Source organism: Rhodoplanes tepidamans (genome assembly GCF_030813915.1).
Taxonomy (GTDB): Bacteria; Pseudomonadota; Alphaproteobacteria; order Rhizobiales; family Xanthobacteraceae; genus Rhodoplanes; species Rhodoplanes tepidamans.
Window position 1 is genome coordinate 438,830 of the sequence record NZ_JAUSUJ010000001.1, and the last position, 22,815, is coordinate 461,644.

Sequence of the window (22,815 nt, forward strand, 5' to 3'; positions counted from 1 at the left end):
CTCAACCGCGCACGAAGGCCAGCACCCGGCCGGCCGTCGCGCGGAGCGGGACCGGCAGCCTTCCGGCGAGCCCGAGCAGCAGGGCGATGTCGGCCTCCGGCAGGGCACGGGTGGCTCTCAGCGCGACGATGTAGGCGCCCACGGCCGCCGCCACGGCCACCGGAAGCGCCGCCGCGTGCCGGGCCGCCGCCACCACCGCGAGGGCGACGAGGGCGGCCACGGCCGCCGCGATCGCCAGGCGGCCCAGCGCGCCGAACGGAACCGGGCACTTCAGGCGGGTCACCACGAACCACAGGCCGACCGTCACCATGGCGAGCTGGATCACGGTGCGCGATACGGCGGCACCGATCACCCCGAAGGCGGGCACCAGCAGCAGTCCGGCGGCCAGGGCGAGCGCCGCGCCGAACAGCGAGCTGAAGAACACGAAGTCGTTGCGCTCGACCGCCTGCACCAGGTTGGTGGCCATCACGCTCGTCACCCCGACGGCGGCCGCGCAGGCGAGGATGATGGCGGCCGGTACGGCGGGCGTGAACGCGTCGCCATAGACGAGCGGCAGGAGCAGCGGCATCACGGCCGCCATGCCGAGGCAGGCCGGAAACGCGAGCGCGGCGAGCAGGCGCGTGCCGGTCGCCATGGCGTTCATCAGCGCGGTTTCTTCGCGGCGGCCGTGCTGCTCCGCGAAGAAGGACAGGACGCCCGTGGTGAGCAGGAGCGGCCCCTGCGACGCGAGCGCCGTGAGGGCGAGCGCGACGGCGAACATGGCGACCGCCTCGTGGCCCCAGGCCCGCTCGAGGAAGAAGAACTCCGCGCGTGACCACACCAGCGCATTGGTGATGTTGGCGGCCCAGGCGTAGCGGGAGAATCGGCGGACGCGATCGCGCACCATGTCGTCCGGCGGCCCTCCTGATCCGGACAGCCGGCGTGCCGCCGCAGCGGCCGAGAGGACCTGGCCGGCGGCATAGCCCGCCACCGCTCCGACCACGCCGAACAGCAGGCTCCCGGCGGTGACGCCGACGATCTGGAGGACGAAGGACGCGAGCGACAGGCGGGCGATCGTGCCGAAGTCCTGGAGACCTCGCAGATAGGCGAGGTTGAACGCTCCGAACGCCTGCGCCGCGACGAAGGCGACGATCAGCGGTCCGAGCATCGCGGTCGCCGGGCCGGTGGCCGTGCCAACGATCCACGTGGTCGGGGTCCCGCGCAACAGAAGGCCGGTCGCCAGCGCGATCACCGCGACGGCGGCGACGGAGGCGGTCAGAACCCGGAGCAGGTGCTGCGAGATGCGGCGGGCCTGGTCGGCCTCGCCGCGGCCGCGCAGCTCCGAGACGTACCGGACGACGGCCGACGAGGTGCCGAGATCGACGACGGGGACGGCCATCAGCACGAGCCACACCGCGTACGAGACGACCCCGGATCCCTCCGCCCCGAGGGCGCGCGCGACCACGACGCCGCTCAGGAAGCTGCCGAGCGTGGTCGCGCTGCCCGCCAGTGCGCCGAGGACCGAGTTTCTCGCGAGGTTCGACGGCACGGTGGATCGTCACCTCATCTCGCCGAGACCAGGCCGGCCGCGAGCGGCCGGCGAAGGCTCTCGGCCTGGTGCTGTCCGCCGGGACCGGTGTCTCGGGACACGGCCGGTCGGCAATCTTCCAGGATCGCTTCGAAACGTGAGAGCTGTCGCTCGATGTCGAGCTCCGGGCGCGCCGCGTGGGCGAGCGCCGCCGCCGATTTTTCGGCATAGTAGGTGTGATCGTGCCACAGGCGATCGACCTCGGCGCTCCAGCGTGCGACGTCGGCGTCCATCGCGAAGATGGTTCCGCCCGGCCCGACCGACTCCGGCAGTCCGCCCCGGTCGGTCGCCACCACCGGAATGCCGCTGAACTGTGCTTCCGAGACGACGCGCCCCCATGTCTCCGCCTCCCACTGGCTGGGGACCATCAGCAGCCGGGTGTCGGCGAAGATGGCCTTCGGATCCGATCGCCCGCGCAGCGTCAGATTGGGGCGTCGCGCCACGGCGCGCCGGAGAGCGATCTCGGCCCGCACCGACAGCGGCCAGCCCTTGACGAAGCAGAACCGGACCGCGGGGAGCCGGTCGACGACCGCCAGCGCAAGATCGACGCCCTTCTCGGGAACCGGGTTGATGAAGGTGACGAAGGTACTCCGTCGCTCGGTCCGGTATCGGCTCGCGCGGAAGACAGGCGGAATCACGTCGGAGGCGAGGCCGTAGCGCGCCTCGAATCGGCGCGCCGTGAAGCGGGAGTTCGAGACGTATCGCGCCACCGGGAGAACGCGCGGATCGCAGCGGGGATCGACCTCGGTCCATCGCTCGAAGCCGAGGCCGTGATGATAGACGACGATCGGGACGTCGCGCCGCGCCAGCGCCTCGATCATCGCCAGGGGATGCCCGTTCTGGATCACGGCGACGTCGGGGCGGTCGATGTCGGCGATCGCCCGGGCCGGAGCGCGCGCCCGGTACACACGGTAGCCGAGCGCATCGTCGGCGACGAAGGAGCGGCCGCAAAGCCTGCTCGTGAGCGCCCTCGTGGCACCGTCGACGTCCCGGCAGGAGAGCTTAGCCAGCACCGCGACGTCGTGCCCGCGCCGGATGAGCTCGCCCGCCATCTCGTGCGTGTTGGTCTCGAGACCGCCGAGCACCTGAGGGAGATGAGGCGTTCCGCTGGCGAACAGGATCTTCATCGGCGTTCCGTTCCTCGACGTCGTGTCGCCGGAAGCCCGGGAGACGCATCCCGTTCCGGATCGCATGTCCGCCCCGCGACGCGGGCCGTCCGCCGGCCGCAATCGCCGCGGCTATTTCGGCTTCCAGGCCCGGACATAGTCCACCACCATGAATGACGGGCTCGGTGCCGCGTCGATCGGCCATCCTCCGCCGAGGCCGAGGTCGAGCAGCAGATACATGGGCTGACGGTGCTCCTTCGGAGTCGGCGTCCGCCACACCTCGCGCCGGTCGAAATAGATGCGGATCCAGTCGGGATCGATGCCGGCGCCGTAGGTGTGGAAGTCGTCGTAGAGCGAGCCCGCGGCGACCGGGATGCGTCGGTGCTCGCTGCGGCTCTCCTTCGGAACGCGCCGGTTCCACACGTGCACGGACGCGGTGTAGCGCTCCGGTGCATGGCCGTAATGCTCGACCACGTCGATCTCCGACGTGTGGGTGGTGCGGTCGAGACCGATCAGCCAGAATGCCGGCCACAGTCCCTTTCCCGGCGGGAACCTGGCCCGCATCTCGAAGTAGCCGTACTGCTGCGCGAAGCCGTTGCCGTTTCGATCGACGGAGGCGAGCAATCCCGAGGACCAGCGCCCGCCGGCGCTCTTCCGCGCCTCGATGCGCAGCAGCCCCCCGTCGACCGTGAACGGGAAGCCGGGTTTCGGATCGGCGAACTTCGCGTCGCCGAAGTCGCCGTTCCACGGCGTATGCGCGATCCACCGCGTGCCCGGGCCCCAGGCCGACACGTCGAGCGAGTCGAAGGGCTCGTCGAATGTCATCACGTAGCGATCGAGGTCGATCTCGCTCCCGGCCTCGCCGGTGTCCGCGGCATCCTCGCTGCTTCGGGCGGAGGCGCCGAGCAGCACCGCGAGCATCAGCACGGGCAGGAGCACCCACCGTCGCGCCACGGAGGGACCGCTGCGCCGCGAGATCGGGGATCCCGATGCGGACGAGGCGGCGTAAGCCCGGTCGGGTCGCTTGCTCATGGCACGGACGGGTCCTGAAGAACCCGTGCACCGCGGACCGGACGCTCGTCCGCCGAAGCAGGGCGTCGGGACAGCCGCCTGCCGAGCCAGGCCGTCAACGGGCGCTCCAGCACGACATGGACGATGCAACCGACCGCTATGGCCCCGGGCACGGCCAGGATCACGAAGGCGAGGGGGGCCCGCTCGCCGACCAGCGCGAGCCACAGCTTGTTGAATCCGATGATCCAGAAGAAGTGGAACAGGTAGATGCTGTAGGACGCGTCGCCGAGCCAGACGAGCGGTCGCTGCCAGGCGGTCTCGCGATCCTGCCCGGCGAATGCACAGACCGCGACGGCCGCGACACAGAGCAGCCAGAACGCCGACCGCCACGCGAGAGGCGATTGCGCCGGTGCGACGAAGGCCACGAACATCGCGATCGCCAGCGCGAGCGCGACACCGGCCTTGATCAAGGCGAGCGTGGTGGCCCAGGGCGCCTGGACGCCCGCTTCGCTGCAGCGCCCGACCAGGACGCCGAGGGTGAACAGGAGGATGATCGGATCCGAGATGTAGGTCGCCACCGTCGTCGGCGACGACGTGTCGCTCAGCGGCTTCAGGAGGGTCCCGGCCGCCACGATGGCCAGCATGATCAGCGCGAGGATCGACAAGCCGCGCTGCCGCCGCCAGACCATCACGAGGGCGAACATGACATAAAAGAACATCTCGTAGATCAGCGTCCAGCCGACGCCGAGAACCGGCCGGATGCTGGCGGCCGGAACCGGATCGACATACGGCAGGAACAGGAGCGACGCGGCGATCTCGTCGAGCGGCGGTGCCCTGCCGGTCCGTGCCCGCAAGGCGATCTCGACGAAGGTGGCGATCCAATAGAGCGGAACGATGCGAACGATCCGTTTCAGCAGGAACCGGACCCGGGCGCCCGGACGTCCGAACTCGCCGTCCGTCGTCCGAACCATGATGTAGCCGCTGATCACGAAGAAGACCCAGACTCCGACGAGGCCGACATGCTCGGCCGTGGCGACGATCCGATCGGAATAGCCGGCCCAGGGCGCCGACCAGGCCAGCGCATGGTCCACCACCACCAGGACGGCGGCCACGCCGCGCAGGACCTGAATAGATGCCAGCCTGTTCATTCACCACTCCTTCCTCGAGAAGGAACCCATCGAACGACGTCCCGGCGATGCATCGGCCCATCTCGCGGACCGGAGTCCGGCCGGCCGAACGCGTCGGGGCCGCCGTCGAGCGGTGCGCGCTTCACGCCGTGGCCCGCGCCGTGAGCTGGAGCCACTCCTGCACGCCGGTGCGGCGCTCGTTCATCAGCTCCACGGCGGTGCCGGGCAGGTATCTCGGGAGGAGCGGCAGCGCGTCGCGGGGGAAGTTCGCGAGCGTTCTCGGTCGGGCGGCGACGCGCTCGATGTCGTGAGTGGCCTCGAACCGGTCGATCAGCGCCCTGGTGCATCCCGGCACCAGGGCGTCGTGGGTCTCGACGAGGAGGTCCGCGCGGCGGAGCCCAGGAACGACCTCGGGATCGAGCAGCTCCCGTTCGCCGCCCTCGATGTCGACGACGAGGAGTGTCCGCGTCGGCGAGGCGTCGAGTTCGCGGCGCAGCGCTTCGGCATCGCAGCGACCTTCGACCCTGAACCGGTCGGCGACGCCGTTCTCCTCCGCGGCCCGGAGCATGCCGGCGTGATGTTCGTGGAGCATCTCGAAGGCGACCACGGTCGCTTCCGACAGTCGCCGCGCGAAGCCGATGGAGTAATAGCCGTCGGCTGCGCCGACATTGACGATGCGCTCGTAGCGGCGCGCGACGAGACTCTCGACCAGGTCGTGCAGCTCGCATTCCTGGGTGCCGAGAACGTAGCCGATCAGCTTCCGCTTCGAGATCGGGGACAGCCCGAGCTGCGTTCCCTCGAACGGCCCGCTCAGGACGCGTCCGCCCGACCTGACATGTACGTAGGCCGCCGCTGCCTGCCAGCGCGGCATCGCGATCCAGCGCAGCACCGCCCGGACAGGGTCGGGCAGTCCGTGGTAGCCACGGAACAGCCGCATCGCCAGGGGAGAAGCCTCGATCGTAGTCCAGGTCTCGTGACGCATCGCATGGTCCTCCGTGTGGGCCAGCCGTGCTGGCGCGCGAGGGGAAGAATCGAGCGGATCGCCGGGGCCGCCGGCCTGTGCGGGGCAGGGGTCACGGCGGACGGCTCCGTTCCAGCACCGATCCGTAGATCGTGAGCAGCTCGGTCACCCAGCTCGCCGGCGTGTGGGCGAGGCGCATGGCCTCTGCATGGCCGCGGCGGCTCATCGTCGCGACGAGGGCGTCGTCGGCCGCGAGACCGGTCAGCACGGCCGCGAAGCCCGCGCGGTCGCGCGGATCGGCAGCGAGGCCGAGGCCGGATCCGGCGATCTCGTCGGCGATCGCCGCGGTCGCCGAGACGACGAGTGGAAGGCCGCTCGCCGCGGCTTCCACGGCGACCAGTCCGAACGGCTCGGGGTATCGGCTCGGCATCACGACAGCGCGGGCGCTGTGGATCAGAACGGCGAGCTCCTCCGGCGTCTTCCATCCGAGCTGTCGCACCTCGGGGTACTCATGCGCGAGGCGCGGCTGAAGCGCGCCGCGCCCGACGACGGCGAGCCGGACACCGGCATCACGGGCCGCAGCGGCCAGGAGGTCGACGCCCTTCTCCTCCTCGACGCGGCCGACATAGAGGAACAGACTGTTTCTCTCCGCCTCGACGCGGCTCGCGGACCACGGAACCACCGGGTTGCGGAGCGCCCTTATTCGTTCGGCCGGGACGCCCCCGCGGATCAGGTCGGGGATCATGCCGTCGTGGACGGCGAGAACGGCCCCGACCCGTCGCAGATCGGCCACGCGACGCAGGATCGCCTGGCGGGACGAACGCCACAGCTTGTGGAGCTGGCTGCGACGATCGCACCCGGTCGTGAGACAGGCGATGCCGAGCGGCGTCCTGTGGCAGACGCTGCTGCCCCGATAGTCGTAGTAGGCGCCGTTCGGGCAGACGAGGAAGTAGTCGTGCGCCGACAGAACGAGACGGCGCTGGACGGGGCGCAGGGCGTGGAACACGGCCGGCGAGAGCACCTTCGACCAGCCGTGAAGATGGTAGACGGTGCGCGGCGTGTCGTTCTCGGCGATCCATGCCGCGAGCTTCGCCGCGGCCCGGGCGTTGTAGAGGCCCGACGCGGCGTTCCGCAGGAGGCTGCCGTCGAGGAGATGGCGTCCTCCGAGGGCGAGGGTGTCGCCGGATGGATGGCCGCTCGCCGGACCGCCGCCGTCGCCGGCCACGAAGGTGGTCGGGACGCCGGCCGCTTCGAGCAGATCGATCGAACCGAGCGCGACCCGTGTGGCGCCCCCCCGCGCGACCGACACGTCGTTGATCACGACCACGCGGTCGGGAGACGGCGCCCGCTCCGGAGGCCCGACCGCCTCCAGGGCCGGCGCGTGAACCGGCCGCTCCGTCGTGGCGAGCGCCATGGACATCCCGGCCCTCACAGTCCCAGCACCCGCATCGGGCTGATCCGTCCGGCGACGAGGTCGATCAGCGCGCGGCCGTTGCCGCGGACCCGGCCGATCCGATCGACCCAAGGTTCGGGGCGGACCGACTTCACGACGTTCGCCGCCACGTTGCGGCTCATCAGATGCGCCGCCTTCCGCCAGGAGCAGGTTCCTTTTCCGACCAGATACAACGGGTTGGCGATCTGCGAGTATCCGAGCCTCACGCCGGACTGGCGCCCGGACTTGATCCCGAGATGGACCCCGACGGCGGTCGGCACCTTGAGAATGGTCCCGTGGCGGGCGACGGCGCGGCTGAAGTCGACGTCCTCGAGCCAGCCGTACAGCGGCAGGGTCTCGTCGAACCGGATCTGGTTGGCCCGCACCGGCGCGAGCCGCACGCCCATGTTGCAGCCGTAGGCGTTGTAGACGGTCTCGGGGGGGCGAGATCCGGCGAGCGGGTCGGCGCGGGCGATCGCGGCATGCGCCTCCGTGAAGGTGAGGCCCGGCCCGAGGATGCCGTCGGACGCGACCCTCCCGGTGGTCATCACCACGTCGGGCCGGCCGGCGAAGAGGCGCTCGCACTCCTCAATGTAGCGCGGATGGGGCACGAAGTCGTCGTCGAAGAAGAACACCACGTCGAAGCCGTCCAGGTGATCCAGGATGGCGTTGCGCTGACGCGTGAGTCCGTGCGGACCGGTCAGGATGTGCAGCGCCGGGTGCCCGGACAGTCCCGCCGTGTCGGCGGCGCACGGCGCGCAGACCACGACGGCTTCGGGACGGAGGCTCTGGGCCCCGAGCTCGGCGACGACCTGCGCGAGGGTCGCGGGCCGGCCGGCCGTGGCGATCCCGACGGCGACGCGCAGGCGTCGCCTGTCGAGGTTGCGGGCGATGCGGACGACAGTCGCCATGGCGTGCGCGGCCGGGCTCATGACGGATCGGCCTCCGCGATCACGGCCGGCGTTTCGGCGCCGTCCGGCTTGCGGGCGAACGCCCAGACCATCACGGGGAAATCGGGCTCGTTCTCGAGCGATCCGAACAGGCCGCGCTTTCGCCAGCGGGTGAGGTTCGCCTTGAGGCAGGCGCGGTTTCCCCAGGAGTCCGTCGTGACGCCGGACTCCGGGAAGCCCGCTTCCTGCAGCAGGCAGGATAGCCCCGTCGGAGTCCAGCGGCTGCAGTCGATCGGCGAGGCATGGACCCGGACCAAAAACGGCGTAGCGACGAAGAAGACGCCGCCCGGTCTCAGCATCGCATGGACGTTGCGAGCCGCGCGCGCCGGCCATTTCAAGTGCTCGAAGACCTGGTCGGCGATGATCAGGTCGAACGAGCCCGGACGGCGGTCGCTGCAGATGTCCCAGTCCGGATAGTTCATCTCGGTGTAGGAGCGGAACCGGAAACGCCTTCGCCATTGAGGGCCGGCGGAGATCTCCAGCACGTCGAGCGTCTCGGGCCCCATGCCCTCGATCTCCTCGAAGGCCCGCCGGTACATCACCACGCGCATCCAGTCGGCGGTGTCGTAGCCGATGCCGTCGAGCATCCTCTTCAGCACCGGCTTCAGCCGCGGATACCTGCGCACCAGGGCGACCAGCGCTCCGCTGTCGCCGGACGTGCAGCTCGTAACACTCATGTCACGGTCCCCTTGTCGCGTTTCACGAAAAGCACCGGCACGGTCATCGCGCCGCGGCCGGAGAGGGCACCTTGTTCAGCACCACGCCCAGTACGGTCCCGCTCGCCGCCAGGATCGCGTCCCGCGCCCCCGACAGGCGGTCGAGCGACGTGCTCGTGGCGTCCGCCACCACGACGATCCCGTCGAGGAAGGGGATCAGGGCGAGGGCGTCCGGCGACGCGTCGAGGGCGGGCAGGTCGAAGACCACGAGGTCGAAGGCGCCGGTGAGATCGGAGATCTGCAATGCGGCCGCGTCGGAACCGATGCGATCGACCGGATTGGGACCGTCCGTCGCGGCGCCCATCGGCAGCACGGCGAAGCGCTGCTTCGCGAGCTGGGCGATGGTGCGGGCGGACAGGGCGGAGTCGGCGACGATCTCGGTTAGGCCCGTCTGCTGCTCCGCTCCCGCGAGTTCCCGGCTCAGCCTCGGCTCGTCGTGACAGGCGTCGACCAGCAGGGTGCGGGTTCCGGCCCGCGCGCAGGCGATCGCGTAGTTCGCTGCGATCGTCGTGGCGCCCTCGCCGGAGCTGGCCGCCAGCACACCGATCGCCCGGGACGTCCGGCCGAGCAGGGTGCAGTTGACGGCGTTGCGCAATCTCCGGAGATCCTGCGCCGCCGGGGCCGAGGGGGTGTCTTCGAACGCGTTCAGCATCGGGGTTCCGGCGGATCGCGCCGCGCGGCCGGACGGGAACAAGCCCGACCACCAGCCCGCGGAGGGCGGGGCGGGCGTGAACCGTCGGACGGTGCCGAGCCAGTTCAGGTTCAGCTCCGAGGTGACGCGCTGCGGCGTCACGGTGCGGTCGACCGAGTAGCGCGCCCACGACAGCGTGGTGCCGGCCATCAACCCGAACAGCGTCCCGAAGGCGACGATGAGCTTGGTCTTCGGATGGCTCTTGCCCCGGGGAGGCGTGGCCGCCGAGATCACCCGGGCGTCCGACTCCGGATAGGATACCTTCTGCAGCGTCTCGGTGAACTGCTGCAGGAACACGTCGTAGACCCGGCGGTAGCTCTGCGAGATGCTCTCGAGCTCTGCCAGCTTGACCTGCGGCTCGTCGCCCGAATCCTTGTCTCCCACCAGCTTGAAGCGCTCGTAGGTGCGCAACGCGTCGTAGGTCTGCTGGCGCAGTTCGGCGAGCCGCTCGGACAGCCAGTCGACGCCGCGGCGGGCGGCCTCCGACTTGTTGGCGATGTCCTGCCGGATGTAGACGTCCGCGATGGCATTGGCGATCTCCGCCGACTTCGCGGGCCGGTTCGAGCTGAAGGCCACCTCGATGACGAGCGACTGGCCGACCCGACGCACCGTGAGACGGTTCTGATACGCCGAGATCGCCTGCCGTTCGCGAACCTGCACCGGGTCCTGGTCCTCGGCCGCGGAGGTGAACCAGGCGAGCGGATTCCAGGCGCTCGGCGGCGTGTCGTCCACGAATTCCGGATCGTCCACGAGCCGGAGCCTGCGGACCACCGCGAGGGCGATCGATTCCGACTTGATCACCTCGACCTGGCTCTCGACCCGCGCCTGGTCGGGCAGCCGATCCGGCTCCCGGGCGTCGCCGAAGACGACCTGCGCCTTGCCCGGGTCGAGGATGAGCTGGGCCGAGGCGGTGAAGACCGGCGGCGTCACCAGCGAGTAGGCGAGAGCGGCAGCCCCGAACATGACGGCACATCCGGCGATCAGCCGCCACGACGATCTCAGATAGGCGGTCAGGTCCCGCAGACCGACGCCGGTGCCGTAGGCGCCGTCCGGCTGGGCCGCGAACGAGGTCGGTGCCTTCGTCAGGATGTAGGGCGAGTGCATCGGGAGCCTCTGCAGGTCTATCGGCCGGCGGCCTGATCCGCCGGGATCCGTCCGGCGTGCTCGGTCGAGTGGCGTCCGCGCGACGGCCCGGCTGGTCGGCCGGGAGTGCCGGCCGCGTCGGACGCGACGGGCTCCGTCGCGGGGCCGGGCCCGCTCTGGACGACGGCCCCGCCGGTGGCCTGCGGCTCGCCGACAAGCGGCACGAATCCGCTCCGTCGCGCCGGGGCGCGCGGAAGTACCGAGGTCGCCGCCGCGAGGCCCGCGAAAATGCTGAAGTCGAGCCCCAGGTCGACGCTGCCGGCCGACACGGTCGCAGCGAACAGCTTGGCGACGCACGCCATGGCCGCAGCCCGGCCGATCGTCGCGGCCGCCTCGGCCGCGCCGCGCCGGCGGGGCCGGAGCACGATCGTCGCCAGGAAGACGCAGAACAGCAGAAGGCCGACCACGCCACAATTCGCCAGCAGCGCGACCACGAAGCTCGAGGCTCTCACGCTGCCGAGACCAGCTCCAAATCCGTAGGTGTCGAAGAAGGACTCGAGGGCGCGGGCGTTCCATTGCATCCGCTCGATGCCCGATTGGCTCGACAGCTTGTTAGTGACGGCCGAGTCGTAGAGGGCGGACACCGACGACCATACCTGCGGGACCAGCATGGCGCCGGCGACCACCGCGGCGAACACGACGGGGCCGAGCCACACATGGGCGAAGTGCCGATCGGAGGCGCGGGTGTCCACGAGGCGCCGAATCGAGCCGACGTAGAGGACGGTCGAGAACAGCGCGAGGGCGGCGTAGGCGGTCGACGAGGTTGAGAGGACCAGCGTGAGCAGCGACAGGCCGGCGATGGTGCCGAGCAACGGCGCGCCGTACCGGTCGAGCCACAGGCTCGCCGCGAAGGCGTAGAAGCCGATGGACGCGTAGCTGTAGGCGCCGGCCTCGGAGAACGAGCCGACGATGCGCTTGAAGCCCTGGATCTCTCCGCTCTCCAGCATGCGGTAGTTGGCGTTGCGGATCGGCGCGAGCAGGTCCAGTTGTCCGGCCCAATGACCCGCGAGGTCGATCGCGGCAAAGACGAGATTGAGGCCGGCGGCGACCAGGATCGCAGCTGCGATCGTTCGGGCCTTGCCGGCCGTCGCCAGCGCGGCGATCGCCGTGAAGCAGAGCAGGCCGGCGAGCAGATAGACCGACTGGGTGATGTTGCTGGCGCGCGGGCCGAGCGGCAGCATCACGATGCCGATGCCCACGTCGTTGCGCGCCATCGAGTAGACGTTCGTCATGCCGGCGAAGATGCGGGGCATGAACCAAGCCGTGACGACCGCATAGAGGACGGCGACGAGCAGCCAGAATCCCGGCTTCGGAAACACCAGGCTGCGGAACGCTGCGGCGCGCAGCCGCTCGAACCGGAAGACGGCGATCAGCACGAAGCCGAGCACGACCGGGGCCGGGGGGATGCTCGAGCCGCCGAGCGCGGGAAGCTGGACGGCGGCGGCCGCACCGAGCAGCGCGGCGACCGCGAGCACGAACAGCGCCACCTCGGGCCCGAACGCGAAGGCGATCAGGCCGGCTGCGAGCGTGACGGCTCCGATCGGCTCTAGGGACACAGGGAGGCCCCCTCGGTCTCGCCGATCGCCGCCATGCGCCGCCGGGATCCGGCCTCCATCGCATCCGAGATAGCCCGCCGCAGGGCGCGCAGTCCGGTCCGGGTCTCCGCCAGGACGCGGGCATGCGCGTCGGCGGCGATGCCTTCGGTGAGGGCGGCGACGACGCGGGGGGCGATGGTCTTCGGTGCGTCCCGGTCGAACGGCACGCAGTACGCGGGCCGTTCGACCAGATCGAAAAAGTGCCGCACCTTCGGGTCCCAGGCGAAGCCGATATGCGGAATCCGGTACGCGTAGGCCAGGATGCAGGCGTGCAGGCGGTGCGATACCACGGCGTCGAGGCCGGAGATCAAGGTGGCGAGCTCGCCGGGCGTCTCGCGGCGCGGTGCCGTCACGGCATGTTCGGCGGCGTCCGAACGGCAGATGGCTTCGCCGACGGCGGCCAGAGCCTCGGCGTCCTCCGCCGCGCCGTTCGAGAAGCAGACGACGTCGAATCCGTGCTCCACCAGGCTCGCCACGACGCGCGCGTAACGATCCGTCGTCTCCTCGGGCGAGACGGTGCCGCCGTCGGAATGGTGGCGCAGCAGCGCACCGTGGGTCACCCCGACGCCGACCCGCGGCCGGGTCCGCGGCCGGCGCGGCGGCGCGGGCCACACCTCCGCGGCGAGCAGTGCAGGGTCGCGACACAGCTGCACGTTCTCGCCTCCGAGCCGGCCGAGCTCGGCCTGCGACTGCGGATCGCGCGCCGCGATGTGGACGATCTCCGGCATCCGGAGCAGACGCCGAAACAACGCGCGTCCCACCGGTGAGCGGCTCGGAGCGGCGCCCACCCCGAAGACGGCGATCGGGACCCCGAGCCGGCGGCACTCGGCGGCGGCGCCCGTCAGCTTGAGCGGGAAGTTGAGATCCCCGTCCTGGAAAAGCTGGCCGCCGCCGATGATCGCGACATCGGCTCCGTCGAGCGCGCGCCGCCATGCCGGGCGAAGCGTCCGCACGACACGGGGACCGAGCGACAGGGCGACGACGAGGTCCTTGACCGGTCGAGGCATCCGCTGCAGCAGCGCCAGCTGGGCGAGCCGCCTCGCGGCCGGCCCGGCAGCGCCGCGTTCGGTCCGCCCCGCGAGATCGACGCTGGTCACGATCGCGCCCGCGAAGCTCGTCCGGAGCGCGTGACTCAGGCAGTCCGCGATCACGCCGTCGCCGAGATTGGGGCTGTAGGCGACGTTGAACATGACCACCTTGACGGCCCCGTCCGTCGCCGCGGTCGGGCCGGCGCCGTCCGGGGCGGGTCTCGTCGCGACGGAGGCGCGGTCAGCCATAGGAGACGCTCGCTGCCGCGGCGGGCCTTGCGTCGACGGTCGGCGGGAGGCTCGGCTTCGCCGCACGGCCGTTCCGGGCCAGGATCTCGTCCAGGTAGGTCCGCATCCGGCTCACGAACCGGTCGTGACCGAAGAAGCGGGCGTGAGCGGCCGCCACCAGCGGATCGAACGCCATCGTGCCCGCCCGCTCGACCGCATCCACCAGGCTGTCGACCGACTGCTCGTCGAACAGCACGCCGGTCTCGCCGTCGAGGACGGTCTCGGTGGCGCCGCCACGGCCGAAGGCGACCACGGGCCGGCCGCTCGCCATGGCTTCCACCGGCACGATCCCGAAATCCTCCTCGGCCGGGAAGATCAAGGCTCGGCACCGTGCGTAGTGCCATCGCAGCACCTCGAACGGCTGCGGGCCGATCAGGGCGACGTTCGGCCTCGCCTCGCGCCTGAGCTCCTCCAGCATCTCGCCGCCGCCGATGACGACGAGCTTCTCGCCGGTGGCGTTAAACGCCTTCACGGCGATGTCGGGGCGCTTGTAGCGGACCAGCTCGCCGACCATCAGGTAGACGTCGCCGATCTCGTGCTCGGGCACGATCTCGAAGTCGTCGACCTTGACGGGCGGCGGGATGACGTCCGCCTCGCGCCCGTAGTAGCGCCGGATACGGTCGGCGACGTTGCGGGAATTGGAGACGAAGCCGTCCACCCGGGCCGCCGACAGCTGGTCCCAGTTTCGCAGATAGTGGGACATCACCGGCATGGCGAGCCGCGAGGCGAGACCCGCCGACTGCCGATAGTCGTGGTACATGTTCCAGATGTACCGCATCGGCGAGTGGCAGTAGCAGACATGCACGGCGCGAGGATTCGGAACGACCCCCTTGGCCGGGCCGGACTCGCTGCTGATCACGAGGTCGTAGTCGCGCAGGTCGAGATGCTCCAGCGCCAGCGGCATCAGCGGCAGATAGCGCTTGTACCACGAGCGGGCGCGCGGCAGACGGGCGATGAACGACGTCTTGATCCGATGCGACAGGATCGTCGGCGATATCGCCTCCGGAACGACGACGTGGGTGAATATGTCGGCGTCCGGGAACATCTCGCACAGGGCCTCGAGGACCTTCTCGCCGCCTCGCATGCCTACGAGCCAATAGTGGACGATCGCCGTTCGCATCGGAGCCCCGTTCGTGAAGCGCGGTTGTTTCGAGCTGCGGCCCGCCGGTCAGTAGCTGCCCTTCGCGAGGAGAACGACCGGAATGGTCTTGACGATGATCAGCAGGTCGAGCGTGAAGGACCAGTTCTCGATGTAGTGTCGGTCGAGTTCGACTCGCTGCTGATAGGAGACGTCGTTACGCCCGCTGATCTGCCATGCACCGGTCAGACCCGGTCGGGTCTGGAAGTACAGTCCGGCGGTTTGGCCGTACATGCTCACTTCGCTGCCCACGATGGGACGTGGGCCGACGATGCTCATCTCGCCGCGCAGCACGTTGATCAGTTGCGGCAGCTCGTCGATGCTGAGCTGCCTGAGCACCGCCCCGATGGCGGTCACGCGGGGGTCGTTCTTGATCTTTCGGGTCTCGCTCCATTCGCGAGCGGCCTCGGGGCATTTGCTCAGATGGGCCCGCAGGACCTCGTCGCCGTTCGGGACCATGGTGCGGAACTTCCAGCACCTGAACGGACGCCCGCCGTAGCCGAGCCGCTGGTGGGCGAAGAAAACCGGGCCTCCGTCCGCCCATTTGACCAGAATCGCAGTCAGCAGGAACAAGGGGGCGAGAAACAGCAGGCCACCAATGGAAATAGCGATATCGAGCGACCGCTTGCTTATACCCCCTAATTGACATGAGGTTTCGAGATAGCGTGTCGGAGTTTCGGACCTGTTCACTGCTGCGAGGGAGGGATTGTCCGACAAGTGTGGTCTCCTCGATCGAGTGACGGTATCCGGAGGTGGGCTTCCGGAGGCGAGGTCGTCTCGCAAATCCGTTCGGTAGTGACGGATAATGAATTCGCCTCCCGCGTGTCAATCGGATCGAGGCTGTACTTTACAGCAAAAGTCTGCACGAAATACGCGAAAAAAATAGGCAAATCTTATGTGAATTTGTAATAAAATTTCATTCGAAAGAAAAAAATTCGTGACGTATTTGTGAACTAGCGTATCTAGACATGGGAGGTGCGGAGTTAGTGATTGGAATTCGCGAGCAGGACGCTGTATTGGATCGTGATTGTATTCTGTCACGTACGTATTTTCTCTTAAGTTTTTGGCGCAGTGCAGCAGGGTTCATTGCCACGCCCAAGTGATTTCGCCCGGAGGTTCTGCTCTGCACTAGTCTCGCGCGGTGGCTCACGATCCTGTGAGCCGCAGGTCAGAGGTAAGGAGATAGCTGGTTACGGTCGAATCCGGTCGGACGAACTGCAGGGTAAAATTGGCGTTGAACAAAAATACGGCATTGTTTCTCGGCGCGGCCCCCTTTTACGTCGCGCCTCCGACAAACCATCGTTCGGGAAGTGGTGGACCCGAGGATAGGGCCGGGCCGGAACGATGTGATCACGCGCGGCGTCGGGGCCGGAGAGGCACGCAGTTTCGAGCGCGTCGAAGGTCCTGGTCGGTACGGCACCGGACGCGACGATACGCCGAGCCGACCAGCGGACTGCTGGTGGACGCCGACGACGGTTGTTTCCACTCGCTCCGTCACGCGAGCGACATGCGAAACCGGTGCGGCGGAACTGATCACGACCGCGGGCGAAGTGCGTCCGCTCGATGAAACACGAGGACCCGAGGGTTCGGATCGCCGTCGTCTCGCCGCGGCGCGGTCGCTCGTGCCGCCGGGCGGACGCACCGGCGGCACAGCCGAACGACCGGATCACCGCGCATCCCGGGGACGTGGGCAGGCGCGACACGATCCTGGTGGTGCCAAGAAGTCGTCCGTGAAGGACGTCGTCCATGACGAAAGTCTCTGTGCGCTGCTTCGAGCGAAGCGTGGGCCGAGGACGGCAGTGAGGGGGGCGGTCCGCCGCCGCCCCGATCACCTCGCGCGCATCGGAGATCATCGGCCTGACGCCGCGTCGGCCGCCGCGGGCGGGCCCGCGCAGGAAGGCGGTCCAGAACGCCTCGGTCTCGGACGGACCGATGTCCATGCCGGGCACCTCGCGTCGGCCTTCGTCGTCGACCCCGACTGCGGCGACGACGGCGACCGAGAGGACGCGGCAGGCCTGACACACCGTCACGCTGTGGCGTCGATCACCGCGAGAGCCAGTCGCCCTCGATCGGGCGGCCCAGGGCGGCCTTCACTCCGCTCGTCGATCTCCTCGCACCGGTGCGAGGACCGGTTCTGGAAATGCCGCTCATCCGCATCGCCCTGACGCGATCGTCGACCGAGCGGGTCACTCGCCCTGGACGCAGACCTCCGGGGCCGCCGCCGCGAGGCCTTCTCGGTCATCCGCCATGGCGCCGGGACGCCGCGGAGCGGCCGACCTCGCGCCACGGGAGACGTGTCGCTGGCCGTACGGGCCCGGGGCCTGTCCGTCGCGATCCGGTAGCCGTTGAGCTGATGCCGCTCGCCGCGGCGACACCGCCGTCCTGCTACGCCACACGCTCGGGGGGAAGGGGATCGGGCTCCCGAAGTCTCCGTGGCGCGCCCAAGGGGAATCGAACCCCTGTTTTCGCCGTGAAAGGGCGACGTCCTGGACCGCTAGACGATGGGCGCACGGCCGGCACGGGGCGCCGGCGCGGCGAGACGTATAGAGGCGTTTCCGCCGGGCGGCAAGCGAGGGCGCGGCGGCCCGGCGGCGGCACCCGGCCGGGGCTCCGGCGCCCCCCGCGCCCCGGCGGGCGGGCGGGTGGGGCGCAGGGCCGACCCGCCCTTCGGGCCGGAGCGCGGCCGGGCCGTGGAGCCGGGACGGCCGGGCGCCGGGCGATCACGCGTCACGGGTCGGGCGACCACCCGCCGGGCCGCCCCGGGGCGCGGCCGCCGGCCTCACCAGTGACCGGTGTTGGGCATCGACGCCCACGGCTCCTGCGGCGGCCTGGCGGCGCCCTTCTGCAGCAGCTCGACCGACTGGCGGTCGGGCGAGCGGACGAACGCCATCTGGCCGTCGCGCGGCGGCCGCAGGATGGTGACGCCGGCCGCCTGCAGGCGGGCGCAGGTCGCGTAGATGTCGTCGACCTCGAAGGCGAGGTGGCCGAAATAGCGCGCCTCGGCGTAGTCCTCGTCGCCGTCCCAGTTGTAAGTGAGCTCGACCAGCGGCGCCGGGCGGCCCTTGGCGCGGCTCGCCGCGACCTCCGCCGAATCCTCGGGCGCCGCCAGGAAGACGAGCGTGTAGCGGCCCTTGTCGCTCTCGTGCCGGTGCGTCTCGACCAGGCCGAGCTTGCCGCACCAGAAATCGAGCGCGGCGTCGAGGTTGCGGACGCGGAGCATCGTGTGCAGATATCGCATGGAGTCCTCTTGGAAGGTCGGCGGCCGCGACCGTGCCGCGCCGCCCGCGGGTGAATATATGATCACGTCGGACGTGGAGACAGGTCGGCGGCGCCTCGCCGCACTGATCGAGGGCGCGAGCGTGGTGCTGCCCTTCACCGGGGCCGGCATTTCAACCGAATGCGGGATCCCGGACTTTCGCTCGCCCGGGGGTGTCTGGACCCGCAACGCGCCGATCCCGTTCGACGAGTTCGTGGCGAGCCGGAGGGCGCGCGACGAGGCGTGGCGGCGCCGCTTCGCCATGGAGGAGGAGTTCGGTGCCGCGCAGCCGGGCCGCGGCCACCGCGCCCTGGCGAGCCTGTGGCGTGCCGGCAAGGCGCCCGCCGTCGTCACCCAGAACATCGACAATCTGCACCAGGCCTCCGGCGTCGCCGCCGAGGACGTGGTGGAGCTGCACGGCAATACCACCTACGCGCTCTGCCTCTCCTGCGGGGCGCGCTACGAGCTCGCCTGGGTGAAGGAGCGCTTCGGGGCGACCGGCCACGCGCCGGACTGCGGCTGCGGCGGCCACATCAAGACCGCGACGGTGTCGTTCGGCCAGGCGATGCCCGAGGAGGCGATGCGCCGCGCCGAGGCGCTGGCGCTGCGCTGCGACCTGTTCCTCGCCATCGGCTCGTCGCTGGTGGTGTGGCCGGCGGCCGGGTTCCCGCTGCTCGCCAAGCGCAACGGCGCGCGCCTCGTCATCCTCAATCGCGAGCCGACCGAGTTCGACGAGGCCGCCGACCTGGTCGTCCACGCCGACATAGGAAGCGTTCTAGCCGCCTTCGTTTCACATTGATTTGACTCGCGTTCCGTGCACGAACGCCACGGTCGTGCACAGATTTAGCGCGTTGATTGCGCCGATCTCATTTTCCTGTTTCCCATCCCGGATCGCCTGGATATCTTTTCGGTAAGAGATTCGTTGAAGCGCTCCACAAGAGGCGCCAAAAGCGGCGGCGTACGTCCTCATGGCCACGGACGATTTCGGGAAGGGGCCTAGCGCGAGCTACGGCGTGACGGATCCGATCGGCGATTTCGCCGAGGACGCAGCGACGGCGGTCGTCGAGATCAGCGGCGTCATCAAATGGTTCGACGTCGCCAAGGGATACGGCTTCATCGTTCCGGACAACGGAATGCCCGACGTGCTGCTGCACGTCACCTGCCTGCGCCGCGACGGCTTCCAGACCGCCTACGAGGGCGCCCGGGTGGTGTGCGAGGCGCTCGCCCGGCCGAAGGGCTTCCAGGCCTTCCGAATCGTCTCCATGGACGAGACCACGGCCGTGCATCCGGCCCAGATGCCGCCGCCCCGCACCCATGTCACCGTGGTCCCGACCAGCGGCCTGGAACGGGCCGTGGTGAAGTGGTTCAACCGGCTGCGCGGCTTCGGCTTTCTCACCCGCGGCGACGGCACGCCCGACATCTTCGTCCACATGGAGACGCTGCGGCGCTACGGTCTCACCGAGCTGCGCCCGGGGCAGACCGTGCTGGTTCGCTTCGGCCCCGGCCCGAAGGGCCTGATGGCCGCCGAGGTACGGCCGGACGGTGGCACCCACGCGCTCGCCTCGCACTGACGTCGTCCTTCTGTCGCGGGCCTGTCTGTCACGGTCCTGTCGTGAATGCCGTCCGGGCTTCGGTTCGTGCGGCACTGGAGCGTGGCCGAACGGTGGAGTGCGACGCCTGACGGGCGTCGTCGGGCGGCCCCCGGCGCATCGCGGCGGTGCCGGGAGGACCTTCAAAACCGCGTCGGATCGGCTAGGGTGGCGCGCCGCCGGGTGACCGTGCGGTGCAACGCCGCAAGGTTCCGCATGACCCGCCGTTCCGTTCTTCTCGCCGCCCTGTTCGCCGCCGTCGCCACGTCGCTCCTCGCCGTGCCGTTCGCCGCCGCGCCGGCGCTCGCCTTCGAACGCCAGACCCTGGAGATCGCCACCCGCAGCGGCGTGCACGTCTTCTCGGTCGAGCTCGCCACCACGGACGCCGAACGCGCCCAGGGGCTGATGTACCGTAAGGAGCTCCCGGAAGGGACCGGGATGCTGTTCGACTTCAAGCGCGACGAGCCGGTCGCGATGTGGATGAAGAACACCTACGTGTCGCTCGACATGCTGTTCATCACGGCCGACGGCCGCATCCACCGCATCGCCGAGCGGACGACGCCGATGTCGGAGACGATCATCCAGTCCCAAGGCCCAGTTCGGGCCGTGCTGGAGGTGGTGGGCGGCACCGCCCGGAAGCTCGGCATCCAGCCCGGCGACCGCATCGGCCACCCGATCTTCTCCGGACGCTGAAGCGTCTCCAGGGCCGCCGCGCGGGGGCGCCTGTTGCCGGGGCGGCGCGGTCCCGGCCCGCCCGCCCGGCGAAAAACCGCGTGACACCCGTCCCGGCAGTTGGCATCTAATCCGGGTCCGCCCGCGGCCCGGTTTCGCGCCGTCGCGGGGCGGCACAGCGCGGGACATCCTGCCTGGCGGGGTATAGCGCAGCCTGGTAGCGCGGGAGTTTTGGGTACTCCAGGTCGCAGGTTCAAATCCTGCTGCCCCGACCAGTTTTCCGCAGGGCGTCCTCCGCATCGGGCCGCCGCGGTCGCGCCGCCTACTCGGCCAGTGCGCGCATGACCGCGATCAGCTCGGACTTTCCCTCGAAGCCGATGCCGGGCAGCTCCGGCATGACGATGTGGCCGTCCTCCACCGTCACCTCGTCCGGGAACCCGCCATAGGGCTGGAACAGATCCGGGTAGCTCTCGTTGCCGCCCAGGCCCAGGCCGGCCGCGATGTTCAGCGACATCTGATGGCCGCCGTGCGGGATGCAGCGCGACGGCGACCAGCCGAACTGGTGCAGCACGTCGAGCGTGCGCAGATACTCGACGAGGCCGTAGGAGAGGGCGCAGTCGAACTGGAGCCAGTCGCGGTCCGGACGCATCCCGCCGTAGCGCAGGAGATTGCGGGCGTCCTGATGCGAGAACAGGTTCTCGCCCGTCGCCATCGGGCCGGGATAGAACTCCGAGAGGGCCGCCTGCAGGGCGTAGTCGAGCGGGTCGCCGACCTCCTCGTACCAGAACAGCGGATACTGGCGCAGCATCTTGGCGTAGGCGATGCCGGTCTCCAGGTCGAAGCGGCCGTTGGCGTCGACGGCGAGCCGGGCCCGCCCGTCGATCTCGGCCAGCACCGCCTCGATGCGGCGCCGGTCCTCGTCGATCGGCGCGCCGCCGATCTTCATCTTCACGACCGTGTAGCCGCGATCGAGATAGCTGCGCATCTCGGCCCGCAGCGCCGTGTCGTCCTTGCCCGGATAATAGTAGCCGCCGGCGGCGTAGACGAACACGCGGGGATCGGCCTCGCGGCCCTTCCGCTCCGCCAGCAGGCGGAACAGCGGCTTTCCGGCGATCTTCGCGGTGGCGTCCCAGATCGCCATGTCGAGCGTGCCGACCGCCACCGACCGCTCGCCGTGGCCGCCGGGCTTCTCGTTCCTCATCATCACGGCCCACAGCTTGTGCGGGTCGAGATTGTCGCCGGCGTCGTCGCGCACGCTCGCGGGATCGGCCTCGAGCAGACGCTCGCGGAAGCGTTCGCGGATCAGCCCGCCCTGGCCGTAGCGGCCGTTCGAGTTGAAGCCGTAGCCGACCACGCGGCGGCCGTCGCGCACCACGTCGGTCACGACCGCGACGAGACTCGCGGTCATCCGCGAGAAGTCGATGTAGGCGTTCCGGATGGGCGACGAGATCGGTTTGGTGACCTCGCACACGTCGACGATGCGCATGGCTGTTCTCCTCGGGTCGAGCGCCGACCGGCCTGCGGCCGGCCGCGGGCGCGAGACCGGCGGCCGCCGCGCCGGCGGGGCGAGACCGGAGTGCGGATAGGCTTGAACGCCGTTCCTGGCCAATGCCAAGATCGGATCGCCCCATGCGCGAGCTGCATCATGGATCTCGACTGGCTGCGCGACTTCCTCGAACTGGCGGAGCATCGCAATTTCTCGCGCGCGGCGGACGCGCGGCACGTCTCGCAGCCGGCGTTCAGCCGGCGAATCCGCGCGCTGGAGGACTGGGTCGGCACGCCGCTGTTCGCGCGCGGGCCGAGCGGCGTGACGGTCACGCCGGCCGGCCGTCATCTGAGACCGCTGGTCGAAGGCGTGCTGCGCGACCTCGACAGGGCGCGCCGCGAGACGCGCGATTTCGGCGAGCGCGAGATGGCGACGCTGTCGATCGCCGCGACCCACGCGCTGTCGTTCACATTCTTTCCGGGCTGGATCCGGCGCCACGTGCGGTTCGACGATCTCGGCACCCTCAACCTTCTGTCCGACAGCATGGAGGCGTGCGAGCAGGCGATGCTCGGCGGCGAGGTGCACTTCCTTCTCTGCCATCACCATGCGGATGCGCCGACCCGCCTGGAGCCCGACCGTGTCGAGAGCGCCCGGGTGGGCGACGATCTCCTGGTTCCGCTCAGCGCGCCCGGCGGCGACGGCCGGCCGGCATGGCCGCTGCCCGGCGCCGCCGGGCGGCCGAGCCGGTTGCTCGCCTACAGTCCGGCCTCGGGGCTCGGCCGGATCGTCGCGGGTTGTCCGCTCACGCGGGACGCGGCCGCGCACATGGAGACCGGCTTCACGTCGCACCTCGCCGCGACCCTGCTGACGATGGCGCGGGAGGGCCACGGCGTCGCCTGGCTGCCGCGAACCCTGGCGCAGGACGACATCGCGCAGGGCCGGCTCGTCCGTGCCGGTGCCGAGGCGTTCGACATCGCGATCGAGATCCGGCTGTTCCGGTCGCCCGACTGCCGCAACCGGGCGGCGGACGCGCTGTGGTGTGGCCTCGCGGACGCCTGA

20 protein-coding genes and 2 tRNA genes are annotated in these 22,815 nt (G+C 70.0%); 5 read left to right on the forward strand and 17 right to left on the reverse strand.

Annotated elements, in window-relative coordinates; genetic code table 11:
• Position 1: 1 nt before the first annotated feature.
• The 16 genes from J2S22_RS02010 to J2S22_RS02080 form a co-directional block, all read right to left on the reverse strand.
• Positions 2–1,528 carry a lipopolysaccharide biosynthesis protein gene (locus tag J2S22_RS02010; RefSeq protein WP_272776079.1) on the reverse strand — a complete coding sequence of 509 codons (1,527 nt, stop codon included), beginning with the start codon at positions 1,526–1,528 and terminating at the stop codon, positions 2–4.
• Between the two features lie 14 nt (positions 1,529–1,542).
• Positions 1,543–2,694: a glycosyltransferase gene (locus J2S22_RS02015; protein WP_272776080.1), complete on the reverse strand. Its 1,152-nt coding sequence runs from the start codon at positions 2,692–2,694 to the stop codon at positions 1,543–1,545.
• 111 nt (positions 2,695–2,805) lie between these two features.
• Complete coding sequence (locus J2S22_RS02020; RefSeq protein WP_370878167.1) at positions 2,806–3,594, reverse strand: glycoside hydrolase family 16 protein; 789 nt, start codon at positions 3,592–3,594, stop codon at positions 2,806–2,808.
• A gap of 107 nt (positions 3,595–3,701) precedes the next feature.
• The gene (locus J2S22_RS02025; RefSeq protein WP_272776082.1) at positions 3,702–4,832 is read right to left on the reverse strand and encodes an acyltransferase family protein; all 1,131 of its coding nucleotides are present in this window, start codon (positions 4,830–4,832) and stop codon (positions 3,702–3,704) included.
• Between the two features lie 121 nt (positions 4,833–4,953).
• Complete coding sequence (locus tag J2S22_RS02030; RefSeq protein ID WP_272776083.1) at positions 4,954–5,793, reverse strand: class I SAM-dependent methyltransferase; 840 nt, start codon at positions 5,791–5,793, stop codon at positions 4,954–4,956.
• A 91-nt stretch (positions 5,794–5,884) separates the two neighbouring features.
• Positions 5,885–7,186, reverse strand: a complete 1,302-nt coding sequence (locus tag J2S22_RS02035) for a glycosyltransferase family 4 protein (protein ID WP_272776084.1) — start codon at positions 7,184–7,186, stop codon at positions 5,885–5,887.
• Positions 7,187–7,200: 14 nt separating this feature from the next.
• Positions 7,201–8,136, reverse strand: coding sequence for a glycosyltransferase family 2 protein (locus J2S22_RS02040; RefSeq protein ID WP_272776085.1), 936 nt, complete (start codon positions 8,134–8,136; stop codon positions 7,201–7,203).
• Positions 8,133–8,831, reverse strand: a complete 699-nt coding sequence (locus J2S22_RS02045) for a class I SAM-dependent methyltransferase (RefSeq protein ID WP_272776086.1) — start codon at positions 8,829–8,831, stop codon at positions 8,133–8,135. The genes J2S22_RS02040 and J2S22_RS02045 overlap by 4 nt, the downstream gene beginning before the upstream one ends.
• 43 nt (positions 8,832–8,874) lie before the next feature.
• Positions 8,875–10,665, reverse strand: coding sequence for a GumC family protein (locus J2S22_RS02050; RefSeq protein WP_272776087.1), 1,791 nt, complete (start codon positions 10,663–10,665; stop codon positions 8,875–8,877).
• 17 nt (positions 10,666–10,682) lie between these two features.
• Complete coding sequence (locus J2S22_RS02055) at positions 10,683–12,260, reverse strand: hypothetical protein (RefSeq protein WP_272776088.1); 1,578 nt, start codon at positions 12,258–12,260, stop codon at positions 10,683–10,685.
• Positions 12,251–13,489, reverse strand: coding sequence for a polysaccharide pyruvyl transferase family protein (locus J2S22_RS02060; RefSeq protein ID WP_272776089.1), 1,239 nt, complete (start codon positions 13,487–13,489; stop codon positions 12,251–12,253). The genes J2S22_RS02055 and J2S22_RS02060 overlap by 10 nt, the downstream gene beginning before the upstream one ends.
• A gap of 79 nt (positions 13,490–13,568) precedes the next feature.
• Entirely contained in the window at positions 13,569–14,735 is a 1,167-nt protein-coding gene (locus tag J2S22_RS02065) for a glycosyltransferase (RefSeq protein WP_272776090.1), read from the reverse strand.
• A gap of 48 nt (positions 14,736–14,783) precedes the next feature.
• Positions 14,784–15,443, reverse strand: a complete 660-nt coding sequence (locus tag J2S22_RS02070; protein ID WP_272776163.1) for a sugar transferase — start codon at positions 15,441–15,443, stop codon at positions 14,784–14,786.
• 500 nt (positions 15,444–15,943) lie between these two features.
• Positions 15,944–16,783, reverse strand: coding sequence for a transposase (locus J2S22_RS30865; RefSeq protein WP_367618320.1), 840 nt, complete (start codon positions 16,781–16,783; stop codon positions 15,944–15,946).
• 403 nt (positions 16,784–17,186) lie between these two features.
• Positions 17,187–17,262, reverse strand: a tRNA-Glu gene (locus J2S22_RS02075).
• Between the two features lie 270 nt (positions 17,263–17,532).
• The gene (locus J2S22_RS02080) at positions 17,533–17,991 is read right to left on the reverse strand and encodes a VOC family protein (RefSeq protein WP_272776091.1); all 459 of its coding nucleotides are present in this window, start codon (positions 17,989–17,991) and stop codon (positions 17,533–17,535) included.
• A gap of 58 nt (positions 17,992–18,049) precedes the next feature.
• Between J2S22_RS02080 and J2S22_RS02085 the strand changes: the two genes are divergently transcribed.
• From J2S22_RS02085 to J2S22_RS02100, 4 genes are all read left to right on the forward strand, one after another.
• Entirely contained in the window at positions 18,050–18,808 is a 759-nt protein-coding gene (locus tag J2S22_RS02085) for an SIR2 family NAD-dependent protein deacylase (protein ID WP_272776092.1), read from the forward strand.
• A gap of 169 nt (positions 18,809–18,977) precedes the next feature.
• On the forward strand, positions 18,978–19,580 hold the full coding sequence (locus tag J2S22_RS02090) for a cold-shock protein (protein ID WP_370878161.1): 603 nt from the start codon (positions 18,978–18,980) through the stop codon (positions 19,578–19,580).
• 234 nt (positions 19,581–19,814) lie between these two features.
• Positions 19,815–20,291: a DUF192 domain-containing protein gene (locus J2S22_RS02095; RefSeq protein WP_272776094.1), complete on the forward strand. Its 477-nt coding sequence runs from the start codon at positions 19,815–19,817 to the stop codon at positions 20,289–20,291.
• Between the two features lie 177 nt (positions 20,292–20,468).
• Positions 20,469–20,545, forward strand: a tRNA-Pro gene (locus J2S22_RS02100).
• A gap of 47 nt (positions 20,546–20,592) precedes the next feature.
• Here the strand turns inward: J2S22_RS02100 and J2S22_RS02105 are convergent.
• Positions 20,593–21,756, reverse strand: coding sequence for a mandelate racemase/muconate lactonizing enzyme family protein (locus J2S22_RS02105; RefSeq protein WP_272776095.1), 1,164 nt, complete (start codon positions 21,754–21,756; stop codon positions 20,593–20,595).
• Positions 21,757–21,915: 159 nt separating this feature from the next.
• On the opposite strand from J2S22_RS02105, the gene J2S22_RS02110 reads away from it, so the two are divergent.
• Positions 21,916–22,815, forward strand: a complete 900-nt coding sequence (locus J2S22_RS02110; RefSeq protein ID WP_272776096.1) for a LysR family transcriptional regulator — start codon at positions 21,916–21,918, stop codon at positions 22,813–22,815.

Bases quoted from the DNA above. Each gene is read 5' to 3' on its own strand.
- J2S22_RS02085 (WP_272776092.1), top strand. From the start codon at position 18,050: ATGATCACGTCGGACGTGGAGACAGGTCGGCGGCGCCTCGCCGCACTG.
- J2S22_RS02030 (WP_272776083.1), bottom strand. From the start codon at position 5,793: ATGCGTCACGAGACCTGGACTACGATCGAGGCTTCTCCCCTGGCGATG.
- J2S22_RS02050 (WP_272776087.1), bottom strand. From the start codon at position 10,665: ATGCACTCGCCCTACATCCTGACGAAGGCACCGACCTCGTTCGCGGCC.
- J2S22_RS02060 (WP_272776089.1), bottom strand. From the start codon at position 13,489: ATGTTCAACGTCGCCTACAGCCCCAATCTCGGCGACGGCGTGATCGCG.
- J2S22_RS02020 (WP_370878167.1), bottom strand. From the start codon at position 3,594: ATGCTCGCGGTGCTGCTCGGCGCCTCCGCCCGAAGCAGCGAGGATGCC.
- J2S22_RS02040 (WP_272776085.1), bottom strand. From the start codon at position 8,136: ATGAGCCCGGCCGCGCACGCCATGGCGACTGTCGTCCGCATCGCCCGC.
- J2S22_RS02035 (WP_272776084.1), bottom strand. From the start codon at position 7,186: ATGGCGCTCGCCACGACGGAGCGGCCGGTTCACGCGCCGGCCCTGGAG.
- J2S22_RS02110 (WP_272776096.1), top strand. From the start codon at position 21,916: ATGGATCTCGACTGGCTGCGCGACTTCCTCGAACTGGCGGAGCATCGC.
- J2S22_RS02095 (WP_272776094.1), top strand. From the start codon at position 19,815: ATGACCCGCCGTTCCGTTCTTCTCGCCGCCCTGTTCGCCGCCGTCGCC.
- J2S22_RS02015 (WP_272776080.1), bottom strand. From the start codon at position 2,694: ATGAAGATCCTGTTCGCCAGCGGAACGCCTCATCTCCCTCAGGTGCTC.
- J2S22_RS02090 (WP_370878161.1), top strand. From the start codon at position 18,978: ATGGCCACGGACGATTTCGGGAAGGGGCCTAGCGCGAGCTACGGCGTG.
- J2S22_RS02105 (WP_272776095.1), bottom strand. From the start codon at position 21,756: ATGCGCATCGTCGACGTGTGCGAGGTCACCAAACCGATCTCGTCGCCC.
- J2S22_RS02065 (WP_272776090.1), bottom strand. From the start codon at position 14,735: ATGCGAACGGCGATCGTCCACTATTGGCTCGTAGGCATGCGAGGCGGC.
- J2S22_RS02045 (WP_272776086.1), bottom strand. From the start codon at position 8,831: ATGAGTGTTACGAGCTGCACGTCCGGCGACAGCGGAGCGCTGGTCGCC.
- J2S22_RS02080 (WP_272776091.1), bottom strand. From the start codon at position 17,991: ATGCGATATCTGCACACGATGCTCCGCGTCCGCAACCTCGACGCCGCG.
- J2S22_RS02025 (WP_272776082.1), bottom strand. From the start codon at position 4,832: ATGAACAGGCTGGCATCTATTCAGGTCCTGCGCGGCGTGGCCGCCGTC.